Raw genomic sequence first — 12,207 nt, 5'->3', positions numbered from 1 at the left:
TGCAGGAGCAGAGCGCCGCGTTCGCCCAGTGGCCACCGCGAGGGCACGGTTAGCGTGACGCCGTGACTTCGAGAAATGGGCTCAGGTTCGGGTGGTTGTCGCCATGCATCGGCAACCGGTGGAGTGACCATCGGCCGATCGTGGCCGATCAGGTGGAGTGGCTCCTGCCTGAGGTGATCGGGCACTTCGACTCGCTCTGGATCGCCGATCACTTCTACGGGTTCGACGCCAAGACCGATCCGTTCCTCGAAGCTTGGACAACGATCACCTGGTGTGCGGCTCGCCTGCCCGATGTGCAGCTGTGCCATCACGTGCTCGGGCACGGTTACCGACCGCCGGCTTTGACAGCCAAGATGGCGGCGACGCTGCAGTACCTGTCGGGCAACCGGTTCATCTTGGGCATCGGGGCGGGCTGGCGGGGCGACGAGTACGAGGCCTACGGCTACGAGTTCCCCTCGCCCAAGGTGCGATTCGCCCAGCTCGAAGAGGTGGTCACGATCTGCCGGTTGATGTGGACGCGGGACGACCCCAGCTTCGAGGGCCAGCACTACCGCATCGACGGCGCAACGGCACCTCCCTTGCCTGAAGTGCCGCCGCCGATCTGCATCGGAGCCTCGGGAGAGCAGATCGGCCTGAAGGTCGCCGCCCGCCATGCCGATATCTGGAACACGCCATGGCGGCGGGACCTCGAAGCGCTGCGACGCAAGTGCGGCATCGTGTTGGACGAACTCGAACGTCTCGGACGCGACCCGGCGGGCTTGGAGATGTCCACCACCGTCGAGCGCGCACTGCCCACGACTGACAGCGAGTCTGCCGAGTACGCCGAATTCCTGGCTTCGCTGGTGGATGTGGGAATCCGGCACTTCGTGCTCGACTTCGGCAACCCCGACAGCGCCGAGCCAGCACACCGCTTCGCCGAACAGGTCATCTCCCCGCTGCGTGCGAGTAGCAGTTAGGCGAATGCAACGACGCTGGTGCCGGTGAACTCGACAGCGACCGAGTCGCCGCGGCGCACTTCGGGATCGGGTCCGCAGCGCACGCGCAGCTGAGTGCCGTCGAGATTCGCCACGACCATCGAGTCGTGCCCGTAGAACTCCACCAGTTCGACCTCGGCTGTGGTGCCTTGGGCCAGGCGGAGCTGCTCCGGTCGCAACATCACATCGACAGTGCGCGCGGCGCCGTGCGATACCGCCCCATCACCGTTCGCGCCAGTGGTGTCGCTGAGCGGGAGGCGTCCGAGCGGGGTGTGCGCGAATCCATCCGAGGCGCCGCAACGCACCCATGACGCGGTGCCCACGAAATCGGCCACGAAGGGGTCGACGGGCCGGCGGTAGAGGCCATCGGGCGTGTCGACCTGTGCGAGACGGCCCTCGCAGAGCACGCCCACGCGGTCGCCCACCACAAAGGCCTCGTCCTGGTCGTGAGTTACGAAGACGGCCGTGATGCCCAATTCGATGAGCAACCGCCGGACCTCGCTGCGAACGTCCTCGCGCAGCGATGAGTCGAGATTGGAGAACGGCTCGTCCAGCAAGAGCACGCCCGGCCGAGGGGCCAGTGCCCGCGCCAGGGCGACGCGCTGCTGCTGCCCGCCCGACAGCGTGGAGGGCATGCGTTCGGCAAACCCGGACAGACCCACCAGGTCGAGTGCTTCGGCGATGCGGCCGGCAGTCCGCTTCGAGCGTTCGAGCCCGTAGCCGACGTTTCGCCCCACAGTGAGGTGCGGGAACAGCGCCCAGTCCTGGAACACCATCCCGACACGGCGCGACTCGGGAGCCAGCCAGGAACCACCTCGCCCCGGCGGTCCCGAGACGAACCTCTCGCCGAGCTGAATGGTGCCGGCCAGGGGACGTTCGAGCCCTGCGATCAGGCGCAGCAGCGTGGTCTTGCCACACCCGCTGGGGCCGAGCAGCGCGACCGACTCGCCGGGCTCGACACGCAGCGAGAGGTCGTACACCGAATAGCTGCCCTGGGCGATTTCCTCAGCGGGATCGAGGCCCTCGGGGGAACTGACTCCGTGGGCCTGGCTGTACGAGTGGGTGACACCATCGAGGACGATCGAGCGTGCGCCCGGCCAGTGCCGATCTCGGCCGTTCCGGGCCAGGTCGTCCGGCGCAGCCGGGTCGGCGTACCGCCGGTCTCGCTTTGACCGAAATGCCCGGACCGTGCGCACCAATCGAAGTATAAGCAGGGGACTCGGCACGTATCCAGATGGCCGAATGCTGAATAGTGATGATGCCTGCCGCAGTTCAGTAGGCATAGCTAACGCCCAAGGGAGCCGACGCCCGGAGGGCCGGAGCCACGCGACCCGTGCCGCAGTAGGTTGACGCCAACAGGCCGACAGAGCACGGGGGGCGAGCTGTGGCGCTGACGAATGATGATCGAGTAGAGATCCGGGATCTCATCTCCCGCTACAACAAGGCAATCGACACCGGCGATGCCGACGGGTACGCCAATACGTTCGCTCCCGACGGGCAGTTCATCGGGATCGTCGGTACCTTCAACGGCCGGGACGAGCTACGGGCGTTCGCCGCCGCGTACTCGACCGAAGAGCAGTACGCAGAGTTCGCTTCCGCACAGCACTGGGTGACCAACGTCGTGGCCGACGGCGACGGATCCGAGGCCACTGTGTTCAGTCACCTGCAGATGGTCAAGCCGCTGCCTGACGGTGGCAGGATCCTGCTGGTCGGGCACTACGACGACATCGTGCGCAAGATCGACGGCCAGTGGCTGTTCGCGCAGCGGATCGTTGTCTCGGACGCCTGATCCGGACCAGCCGAGCATTACTGGAGAGAGCTATCGTGCCGCAGACCGGCCTACCGAACGGCAACGCGCCCGCGAGCGCATTCGACATGCCGACGTTTGACATGACCGGCAAGATGGCCGAGGGCCTGCCACGGCCGGCAGGGGCATGGACGCCGATCCCGCGCTTCAGCTTCGTAGGCGGGAACAACGACTCGCCGAGCGTGCCGGTCGGCGGCCTGACCGAGGCAGCCATGTCAGTGCTGACGAAGCATGGCTCCGAACTCGCCACCTACAACCTCGGCGGCAATCCGCAGGGCTTCGAGGGGTTGCGTGCGTTCGTCGCCGGATCGCTGGATGCGAATGCGCACATGCCGACGAGCAGCGAGCAGGTGCTGGTGGTGTCCGGTTCGCTGCAGGCGCTCGATCTGGTCAACGCAGCGTTCCTGCGCCCGGGGGACGTCGTGGTTGCCGAAGAGGCGACGTACGGGGGGATGATCTCGAAGGTCGCCCGGCGAGGAGCCAGGTGCGTCGGCGTCGAGCTCGACGACAACGGGATCGTTCCGGAACGGCTTGCCGGCCTGCTCGACGAGCTGGCTGCAGCCGGCACGCCGCCCCGGTTCATCTACACCATCCCGACAGTCCAGAACCCCACAGGTTCGGTGATGCCGGTTGAGCGCCGGCGAGAGATCCTGGCCATCGCTCGGCACTTCGGCGTGCCGATCTTCGAGGACGAGTGCTATTCCGATCTCCAGTGGATCGGCGAGCGCCCGCCGACGCTGCGTGCGCTGGATTGCGCGGAATCGGAGGGGCCGAGCGCGGTGATCTACTGCGGCTCGTTCTCCAAGTCGATCGCGCCTGCGCTCCGCGTCGGCTACATCGTGGGCGACGTGCCCATCGTGCGCCAGCTCATGGCCCTCAAGGACGACGCCGGCACCGGCGCAATCGAACAGCTCGTGCTCGCCGAGTACGCAGCAGCCCACTTCGACGACCACGTAGCCCAGCTGCGGGAAACGCTGCGAGAGAAATGCGCGGTGATGCGCCGCGCCGTGAACACCCACATGGGTGCGCTGTCACAAGTGGCGATCAAGCTCGGCGGACCGGTGCAGGTGACCGACCCCAAGGGCGGCATCTTCGTGTGGCTCACGTTCCCCACCGGCACCGACACGTCGAGCTATCTGGCGCCAGCGGCCAAGCGAGGCATCCAGTTCAACGAAGGCGCAGCCTGGTCAGTAGAACCCGCTTGGGGCGCACGCCGTATGCGCCTCTGCTTCGGCAGCCTCTCCCAGGACGACATCCGCGAAGGGGTCGCTGCCCTCGCGGAAGTGATCGCCGCGAACTAGCCGCGACGTGTCATACCGGCCGCTAGCCGCGGCCGTGGCGCAGGAGCTTGCCGGGGGTAGCCCCGGTGCACTCGCCGTCCTGGAACGTCTCGACGCCGTTCACCAGGATGTGGCGGTAGCCATGCGCACGCTGCACGCGGCGCCACTCGCCGCCGGGCAGGTCGTAGACGGCCTCGCCGATCCACTCGGGATCGATGGCCAGCTCATCCATGTCGTAGACGAGCACGTCAGCCGGGGCGCCTTCTTTCAGCACACCGCGGTCCTGGAATCCGGCCGCGTGCGCTGCAAGCGCCGACATCCGGTAGTGCGCCTCTTCGACCGTCAGCCGCTGCTCGTCGCGCACGATCCACGCCAAGAAGTCCGTCGTCCAAGCACCGCCGGTGAAGAACTTGGTGTGCGCACCGCCGTCGGACACGCCCGGGATCGTGTACGGCGAGTCGGTGTACACCGCGGACATGTGGTCCACGTTGAACTCAGGACCCTCGCCCAGGAACTCCGTCTTCAGATCGGTCTCGAGCGACAGATCCAGCATCACGTCGATGTAGTGCTTGCCTTCCATCTCGGCGATCTCGCCCAGCGACTTGCCCACGTACTTCTGCAGGTCCTGACGGCGCGCCACTCCCTGCACAACCAGCTTGCGGGGAGGCCCGCCGACGGCGCCCTGCGTGTTCGCGAACAGCGTCGCCGCCTCATCGGTCTCGGCACGCAGCCGGTCCCGCAGGGCAGGGTCGGACATCTTGCGGATCTTGTCCTCGATCGAGCCCGTCGTCGCCTCGCGCCATGCCGGGCTTGAGTCGTACAGGTTCCACTCGTCGAGCGAGAAGGCGAAGCCCGTGCGGATCGAAGCGCCCTGGCCGAAGATGCGCAGCCCGTCGTTGTGGGCCTGCTCGAGCCATTCGAGCCGTTCCTCGTGGACACGCGGGTTGCGCTGGCTCACGGGCACCACGTTGTCGATGATCGGTCGCCCGCTCACCTCGGCCAGCCGCCGCTTGAAGTCGAGATCCTCCGGATTGTTGACGTCGGGGCTCGTGGCCTGCGTGAGCTGGATGAAGCCCTCGTCGCGCTCACGCAGCACTTCGGCCAGCACGAAGATGTCGTCGTCGATCATGGTGTCGGTGACCATCGGCGAGCCGTCGAAGTCGGCTTGGGTGGAGTTGGGCCCGAGGCGCTGGATTGAAAAGCCGCACAGGCCGGCGTCCATGCCCTCGTGCAGCAGGCGCTGCATTTCCTTGCGCTCTGCGTTGTTGGCCGGACGGGTCTTGGCCGCTTCCAAACCCATCACGTAGATCATCAGCGACGCCGTGGGCATGTACTGCAGGACGTTGACGCCCTTCGGCGTGCGGTCCAGCGAGTCGAGGTACTCGGGGATGGTCTCCCAGTCCCACTTCGGCAGCATGCCCTCCTGCATGGCTGCCAGCGGGATCGCCTCGGTGCGCACCATCGTGAGCATCGACCGCTCGCGGAAGCCGGGCTTGCAGGGAGCAAACCCGAAACCGCAGTTGCCGAGCACCACCGATGTCACCCCGTGCCAACTCGAGATGGAGCAGTACGGATCCCAGCGGATCTGCGCGTCGTAGTGGGTGTGCAGGTCGATGGTGCCCGGGGCCACGATGCAGCCGCCCGCATCGATGACTTCCTTCGCGGGCTTGTCGGGACGGCCGCCGATCTGGGCAATGCGCCCGTCGGATATCCACAGGTCGCCGCGGAAGCTCGGCACGCGTGTCCCGTCGACGATCGTGCCGTCCTTGATGTGAATGTCGTATTCCTCCACGATGTCCCCCCTAGCTCAGTGCCCCGCCCAAAAAACCTAACACATCTTCGTAAATCGACAATCGCACGGGGGCGTTGCGCGAAGCGTCAGAAGATGCTGAAGCCGCCGTCGATCTTGATGACATCGCCGGTGTGCCAGCGGGCTGCATCGCTCATGAGGTACACCGCGATGGCGCCGAAGTCGTCTGGCACGCCCCATCGGCGCATGGGTATGCGGGGCATCACGTTGTCGACGAACTTGTCCCAGTTGAACAGCCGCTCGGTCATGGCGGTGTCGATCCAGCCCGGGATGACGGCGTTGGCATTGATCTTGTAGCGGGCCATCTCGACCGACAGGCCCATCATCATCGCCAGCATGGCGCCCTTGGTGGCTGCATACGCCTGACCCCGGGCGGCACCCTGGATGGCGGTGCCGCTGGACGTGAGCACTAGAGAGCCGCCCTCGCCCTGGGCGATCATCTGGCGGGTGGCGGCGCGCAGGGTAAAGAACACGCCGTGCAGGTTCACGTCGATGACGCTGAACCAGTCCTCGTTGGAGTGCTCGTGGAAGCCCTTCTGATTCTGCGTGCCGATGCCGGCGTTCGGGAAGCAAGCATCGACGCGCCCGTAGCGCTCGACGACCGCTGCCATGGACTCCTCGACCTGCTCCTCGTCGGAGACGTCGCAGCGAAGGGCGCTGGCGGACGGGTTGATCTCTTGCAACTCGGCCTCGGCCGCTGCGTTCTTGTCGGGGTTCGTGCCCCAGATACTGACGTCGGCACCCGCGGCCGCGACGCCACGGGCGTAGCCCAGACCGATGCCGCCGTTGCCTCCCGTGATGACCGCGACTTTGCCAGTGAGGTCGAAGCCCTCGTACTGGTACGCCACAGCGGGCTCAACCCTTGATCTGGCGCATGAACATGCCGTTGTCGAAGTAGTCGCGCCAGAATGTGATCAGGCCGTCGTTGACTTCGAAGATCCCCATCACCGGCAGCTCGATCAGCCTGCCGGAGCCGGTGTGGAAGCGGTCGACGCGCTCGTTCATCACGGTGTTGCCGGTGGCCGTCTGGCGGACGACCTCGAATTCCACGGGTCCGTCGCCCTTCGTCAGGCCGCTCAGGAACTCCTTCATGGCGTCGGGGCCAGTCATGTCGCCGACCGGCACATTGTCGTAATAGACGTCGTCGGAGACGTGGGCGGCCGCCCCGTCGAGGTCCTTTGCTTCAATGCAGGCGATGAATTTGCCGACGACCTCGGTCGGTGAATCGGCGGAAGCAGTCGAATCAGTCATGTCGGGGCAACCCTCCGGCTTGGCCTGGCGGCAGGCGGATCCCGCCGCCGGGGTCTTGTCCTAGCACGGGGAGAGGGCAGCCTGCCGCGCTGCGTCTAAGGTCACCGGGCTATGGGATCGGAGCACATGAGGTGTCATCGATGACGGCGAGCGCTAACCGCAGACCGCTTGCAGGGATCCGGGTCTTCGAGATCAGCATTGCGGTGGCAGCCCCCTGCTGCGGCAAGGCGATGGCGCATCACGGGGCCGAGGTGTTCAAGGTGGAGGCCCACAGCTATCCCGATGTGGCGCGAGCGTTCGGCTCCGCATGGGCTCGCGATCCCGAGCTGGCGGATGTCTTCTGCGACACAGGTCCCTACGTGCCCGAGATGTCGGCCGGCAAGCGCTCGGTCGGGCTCGAGCTGAAACAGCCCCAGGCACTCGAGGCCGCGAAACGCCTGCTGGCCACGTGCGACGTGTTCTTGACGAACTTCGCGGCGCCGGGCATCGCCGAACTGGGACTCGACTACGAATCCGTCAAGCAGGTGTGCCCCGACATCATCTATGCAGGCATGACCGGGTTCGGGGTCGACCCCGACAAGCCGTACTACCCCTTCCGGGCCTTCGGCCCGAATCAGGCACCGCTCGTGGGATGGGACGCGCTCACTGGCTTCCCGCACGAGGAACCCGCCGGCATTCCCTCCATCGCCCCGCCGGACTACATGGGCGGGTTGCACACCATGCTGGCGATTGTCACGGCGTTGCACGAACGGGACCGCACAGGTGAGGGCCGGTTCATCGACATCAGCCAGCTCGAGACCACCGTGTCGTTCCTGGGGCCATACCTGGTGGGCCAGGACCTCGGCGTGCCCGAGCCGTTTCGCAATGGCAACCGGGTGTCGTGGGCGGCACCTGCGGGGATCTACCCATGCGCGGGCAACGATCGCTGGATCGCCGTCGAAGTGCCCGATGACGAGGCATGGCAGGCGCTGGCGGGTTTGGCCGAATGGTCTGATGTGCCTGCGCACGACGCCGGCGGCGATGCCGCCTTGTCGACCTACCCGCACGGCACGCTGGCCGATCGCGTTGCCAATCACGATGCGATTGATGCCGAGCTGTCCGACTGGACCAGCCGTCGCAGCCCCCAGCAAGCGGCCGCGGAGCTGCAGGAGCTGGGCGTTGCGGCCTACGAGGTGCTCAACCACACGGGCGTGCTGGCTGACCCCCAGGTGCACGACCGCCGCCCGTATTCGATCGCCCCGAGTCCACGATTGGGCCGCGACCTGTTCGTTCGCAACCCGGTGCGCTTAAGTGCGACACCCCCGTATGTCACACGCGCCGGGCCCAACATGGGAGGCGACACCGTCGATGTCCTCACCGAGATCGGCTATTCGGAGGACGATGTGGAGCAGATGGTCTCTGACGGGACGGCGTTCGTAGATGCCCGACCTGAGGTTGTGCTGGAACGGCCTTTCGACCGCTGGTACGAATCGGTCGGGATAGCGGAGTTCTACGACGCCGAAGGCAGCATCACCGGCGGCAGCCAATGAGCCCCGCGCAACACGGCCACGGCCCGTGGAACGGGGTTCGGGTGCTTGACCTGACCGGGCTGTCGGGTGCGTATGGCACCCGCGTTTGGGCGGCGCTCGGCGCCGACGTGATCTGCGTGGAACCCCCTGGGGGGAATCCGATCCGCACTATGCCGCCGCTGGCGCCGGGTCACGCAGGCCCCGAGGCCAGCCTGTGGTGGGCGTACTACGCGGCGTCGAAACGCAGCGTGGTGCTCGACCCGACCGACAGCGAGGATGCCGCGTCGCTGGTGAAGCTGATCGGCACAGCTGACGTGGTGCTCGACGATGCGATGCCCGTCGCCCAAGAGGCATACCCGTGGCTGGCAGACATGGGCCAGGGCGGGCTCGGTGTCTCCGGGATCGTCGAGAGGTATCCGCACCTGACTTGGGTATCGATCACGCCGTTCGGCATGACAGGGCCGCGACGTCACTGGCGTTCGTCGAATCTTGTCGCCTGGGCATCGTGCGGCTTGGCGTCCACCGTGGGCTTCCCGCACGGCCCCCCACTGGCACCGGCAGGAGAGATCGGTGTGCTGATGCACGGCGCCTCGCTGCATGCGGTGATCGGTTCGATGATGTCGGTGCGTGCACGCAATCAGGCTGGGGCGGCGGGTGAGCCGGCACTCGGCCAGACCATCGACCTGTCGTTGCAGGAAGTAGGCCTGTGGCTGTCGCCTGAGACCGGTGTGCCGCTGTATCTCGACGACCAGGTGCCACGGCCTCGGGCTGGCAATCGCCGTCCGGTCACCAGCCCGATGGGCATGTACCCAGCGTCGGACGGTTACGTGGCGATCATCGCCATCCAGCCGGCGCACTGGAACGCAGTCGCGCAATGGGTGCACGAGCTGACCGGCAACGAGGGCATCCTCGACGAGATCTTCATCGACATCGTGGTGCGCCGTGAGGCGCTGGAAGCCGTGGACGCGTGGGTCGAGGAGCTCACCACCCGCTTCACCAAACAGGAACTGTTCGTGGAAGGCCAGCGGCGGCGCATCCCGATCACCCCGGTCAACACCGTGGGCGATCTGCGTCACGACCCGCATCTCGAAGCCGTGGGCTGGTGGCGACCCGAGGAGCACCCGGTGCTCGGCACCTACACCGTTCCCGGCTCGCCCTTCACCACCGACGGCGACTGGTGGGCCTGGCAGCGAGCACCGATGCTGGGCGAGCACACCGACGGCGTGCTCGCCGAGCTGACCTAGCGACTCGCTCGGCAGCGCTCAGCGGGGCGGGTCGAGCAGGGGTGGACCGGTGGCTGTCACGTTGACCGGGTCGCCGACGGAGACCGCAACGCCCTCGGGGTCGATGGTGCACGCGACACCGAACATGGCATTGCCCTCCAGCATCCCCCGCATGCCTGGCGAGAAGCCTTCCGCGACCGAGCACCAGCGGTGCTTGCGCAGCACCAAAGCAGGTTCGCGGTGGCGCTCGCCGGTGTCCTGATCGATCTGAGGGACAGCGCAGCGGGGCCACACCACGCGAGCGGTGAGCTGGGCCGAGCCGATCGAGAACTCGGTCCAGGTGTCTTCCGACCAAGGTTCGTCGTTGGTCACGATGAGATTCGCCCGGAATCGTTCGATGCCGAACGGCTCTGAGGCCCGCGCCACCAGATCGTCGAGCGAGGCCGTATTGGCCACGAGCACCGGCGCGGCGTCAGCGAAACCGGTGAGGCGTCCCCGGAACAGCCGCATCGGACGGGATGACTCAGGGGTGAACGCTGCGAGTCTGGCCGGGAAGCCGAGCACCTCGCTGAAGAACTCGGCCGCCTCGTCTCCTGCATCTGCGCACGCCACTTCATCGCCGATCAAGGCAAGGACGGTGGTGTCATTGGCGTCGGGGCGTTTCACGTCAATGGTGCCCATGCCGGGTGCGCTGATGGTCAGGCCGCCGTCGATCGGCACGGGGGCGACGGTGGCGAGCGCCGCGTTTCGACGTTGGGTGACCGCTTCCCCGAGTGCGTCGGTGTCGTTGGGGGCCGTCACCACCTGCCATGCACGGTCGCCTTCGAGCCCGGTTGCCGTGACCAGAGCCGAATCGAGCTCGACGCGGCGGCAGCCCTTGATGGGGTGAATGGTGATACCGGTGAGCGTGCCGGCGGCTTCGCCGCCATGTCCTTCTGCGGTCATTCCCAGACCCTAGGCTCGCCGCGCATCAGTGTCTCGGCCTCACAGCGGGGCTGTGCAGACCTTGGGAGGGGCGAGCGGTCATGGCACTGCAGGGGTTCGATCGCCGCCACAAGCCCAAGATCGGCGTCGGCCGGGCCGAACCCCCGGAGTGGTTGCTGGACCACACCGACCTCAACATGCACGCGCTCGGCCCGGGTGCCGAGCTGGAGGCCGAGTGGGCTGCTGCGGGGCTGCAGCTTCCCGACCGCTCGGCGCTGCGCCGGTACCGCCTCGAACGGGTCCGCGAGCAGCTGCGCGGCGCGGACTGCGATGCGGCACTGCTGTACGACCCGGTGAACATCCGCTACGCCACGGACACCACGAACATGTCGCTGTGGACCATGCACAATGCCGTCCGCTACGCGTTCGTGGCCGCCGAGGGGCCCGTTGTGGTGTTCGAGTTCTCCGACGGGGAGTTCCTCGATGCCCACTCCGAGACGGTGGACGAGATCCGCCCGGGGCTGTCGTACATCTACTTCAAGGCCGGGCCGCGCTCGGGCGAAGTCGCCGGCCGCTGGGCGGCTGAGATAGCTGGGCTGGTGGACGAGCACAGCGGGGGAGGGCGACGCCTCGCCGTCGATCAGCTCGAACTGCGCGGCGTCCAGGCCCTGGAAGGCCGCGGCATCGAGCTGGTCAGCGCCGGCGAGCTGATGGAGCAGGCCCGTGCGATCAAGGGCCCCGACGACATCCGGGCCATGCGGTGCGCTGTGCACGCCTGCGAGGCAGCCGTCGGCGACATGGCCGCCGTCTTCGAGCCCGGAGTGAGCGAGCTGGATCTGTGGGCCGAGCTGTGGGCAGGGAGCCTGCGGCGCTACGGCGAGTGGATCGAGACCAGGCTGCTGTCGTCGGGACCGCGCACGAACCCGTGGTACCACGAGGCCAGCAGCCGCCGGGTGCAGGCAGGCGAGCTGATGGGTTTCGACACTGACTTGGTAGGCGCGTACGGCATGTGCGTGGACCTGTCGCGGACATGGCTGTGCGGCAGCGGCAGACCCAGCGGTGCCCAGCACGACGCGTGGTCGCTCGCACTCGAACAGATCCAGCGCAACAGCGAGCTGCACCGCCCCGGAGCAACACTGCGCGAGATCACCGACAAGGCGTGGTACCCCGACCCCGAGCATTACCGCGGCTACACGGTCATCTCCCACGGCGTCGGGCTGTGCGACGAATACCCGGCTATCTACCACCGCCACAAGTGGGACTCGATCGGCTACGACGGGGTTCTGGAGCCCGGCATGGTGATGTGCGTGGAAGCGTTCATCGGGCCGAGATCAGGCGGTGAGGGCGTGAAGCTGGAGGAGCAGGTGCTGATCACCGAGACCGGCAACGAGGTGCTGACGAGCCTGCCGTTCGGACTGGTCTAGACCCCA

Annotated in this window: 11 protein-coding genes; 6 read left to right on the top strand and 5 right to left on the bottom strand. The window is 66.9% G+C overall.

The genetic code is table 11. The features are described 5' to 3' along the window. Positions 1 to 140 precede the first annotated feature (140 nt). Entirely contained in the window at positions 141 to 956 is an 816-nt protein-coding gene (locus VI480_RS09720) for an LLM class flavin-dependent oxidoreductase (RefSeq protein ID WP_323672634.1), read from the top strand. Here VI480_RS09720 and VI480_RS09715 read toward each other — a convergent pair. After that, the gene (locus VI480_RS09715) at positions 953 to 2,170 is read right to left on the bottom strand and encodes an ABC transporter ATP-binding protein (RefSeq protein WP_323672633.1); all 1,218 of its coding nucleotides are present in this window, start codon (positions 2,168 to 2,170) and stop codon (positions 953 to 955) included. The two genes, VI480_RS09720 and VI480_RS09715, sit on opposite strands and share 4 nt — an antisense overlap. Positions 2,171 to 2,358: 188 nt before the next feature. Here VI480_RS09715 and VI480_RS09710 point away from each other — a divergent pair, with 188 nt between their 5' ends. Further along, the gene (locus tag VI480_RS09710; protein WP_323672632.1) at positions 2,359 to 2,763 is read left to right on the top strand and encodes a nuclear transport factor 2 family protein; all 405 of its coding nucleotides are present in this window, start codon (positions 2,359 to 2,361) and stop codon (positions 2,761 to 2,763) included. Positions 2,764 to 2,849: 86 nt separating this feature from the next. Next, the gene (locus VI480_RS09705) at positions 2,850 to 4,082 is read left to right on the top strand and encodes a PLP-dependent aminotransferase family protein (RefSeq protein ID WP_323672631.1); all 1,233 of its coding nucleotides are present in this window, start codon (positions 2,850 to 2,852) and stop codon (positions 4,080 to 4,082) included. Positions 4,083 to 4,104: 22 nt separating this feature from the next. On the opposite strand, the gene VI480_RS09700 is transcribed toward VI480_RS09705, so the two are convergent. The 3 genes from VI480_RS09700 to VI480_RS09690 all read right to left on the bottom strand — a co-directional run bounded on the left by VI480_RS09700 (position 4,105) and on the right by VI480_RS09690 (position 7,122). Next, complete coding sequence (locus tag VI480_RS09700) at positions 4,105 to 5,853, bottom strand: N-acyl-D-amino-acid deacylase family protein (protein ID WP_323672630.1); 1,749 nt, start codon at positions 5,851 to 5,853, stop codon at positions 4,105 to 4,107. A gap of 86 nt (positions 5,854 to 5,939) precedes the next feature. Further along, positions 5,940 to 6,719 carry an SDR family NAD(P)-dependent oxidoreductase gene (locus tag VI480_RS09695; protein WP_323672629.1) on the bottom strand — a complete coding sequence of 260 codons (780 nt, stop codon included), beginning with the start codon at positions 6,717 to 6,719 and terminating at the stop codon, positions 5,940 to 5,942. A 7-nt stretch (positions 6,720 to 6,726) separates the two neighbouring features. Continuing rightward, positions 6,727 to 7,122 carry a limonene-1,2-epoxide hydrolase family protein gene (locus VI480_RS09690; protein ID WP_323672628.1) on the bottom strand — a complete coding sequence of 132 codons (396 nt, stop codon included), beginning with the start codon at positions 7,120 to 7,122 and terminating at the stop codon, positions 6,727 to 6,729. Positions 7,123 to 7,262: 140 nt separating this feature from the next. Here VI480_RS09690 and VI480_RS09685 point away from each other — a divergent pair, with 140 nt between their 5' ends. Both VI480_RS09685 and VI480_RS09680 read left to right on the top strand, forming a co-directional pair. After that, positions 7,263 to 8,651, top strand: a complete 1,389-nt coding sequence (locus VI480_RS09685) for a CaiB/BaiF CoA-transferase family protein (protein ID WP_323672627.1) — start codon at positions 7,263 to 7,265, stop codon at positions 8,649 to 8,651. Further along, a complete protein-coding gene (locus VI480_RS09680) occupies positions 8,648 to 9,874 on the top strand; it encodes a CaiB/BaiF CoA transferase family protein (RefSeq protein WP_323672626.1) in 1,227 nt (408 codons plus the stop codon). Before VI480_RS09685 ends, VI480_RS09680 begins: the two co-directional genes overlap by 4 nt. An 18-nt stretch (positions 9,875 to 9,892) precedes the next feature. Here the strand turns inward: VI480_RS09680 and VI480_RS09675 are convergent, their stop codons facing one another. After that, the gene (locus tag VI480_RS09675) at positions 9,893 to 10,798 is read right to left on the bottom strand and encodes an MOSC domain-containing protein (RefSeq protein WP_323672625.1); all 906 of its coding nucleotides are present in this window, start codon (positions 10,796 to 10,798) and stop codon (positions 9,893 to 9,895) included. Between the two features lie 80 nt (positions 10,799 to 10,878). On the opposite strand from VI480_RS09675, the gene VI480_RS09670 reads away from it, so the two are divergent. Beyond that, the gene (locus VI480_RS09670) at positions 10,879 to 12,201 is read left to right on the top strand and encodes a Xaa-Pro peptidase family protein (protein WP_323672624.1); all 1,323 of its coding nucleotides are present in this window, start codon (positions 10,879 to 10,881) and stop codon (positions 12,199 to 12,201) included. The last annotated feature ends 6 nt before the right edge of the window (positions 12,202 to 12,207 follow it).

Origin of the sequence: Candidatus Poriferisodalis multihospitum (genome assembly GCF_028283155.1) — a bacterium.
Lineage (GTDB): Bacteria > Actinomycetota > Acidimicrobiia > Acidimicrobiales > Poriferisodalaceae > Poriferisodalis > Poriferisodalis multihospitum.
This window is presented reverse-complemented; position numbering and strand designations above follow the sequence as displayed.

Excerpts from the sequence above, each read along its gene's own strand:
- VI480_RS09670 (WP_323672624.1), top strand. The coding sequence starts at position 10,879 with ATGGCACTGCAGGGGTTCGATCGCCGCCACAAGCCCAAGATCGGCGTC.
- VI480_RS09675 (WP_323672625.1), bottom strand. The coding sequence starts at position 10,798 with ATGACCGCAGAAGGACATGGCGGCGAAGCCGCCGGCACGCTCACCGGT.
- VI480_RS09685 (WP_323672627.1), top strand. The coding sequence starts at position 7,263 with ATGACGGCGAGCGCTAACCGCAGACCGCTTGCAGGGATCCGGGTCTTC.
- VI480_RS09680 (WP_323672626.1), top strand. The coding sequence starts at position 8,648 with ATGAGCCCCGCGCAACACGGCCACGGCCCGTGGAACGGGGTTCGGGTG.
- VI480_RS09690 (WP_323672628.1), bottom strand. The coding sequence starts at position 7,122 with ATGACTGATTCGACTGCTTCCGCCGATTCACCGACCGAGGTCGTCGGC.
- VI480_RS09705 (WP_323672631.1), top strand. The coding sequence starts at position 2,850 with ATGCCGACGTTTGACATGACCGGCAAGATGGCCGAGGGCCTGCCACGG.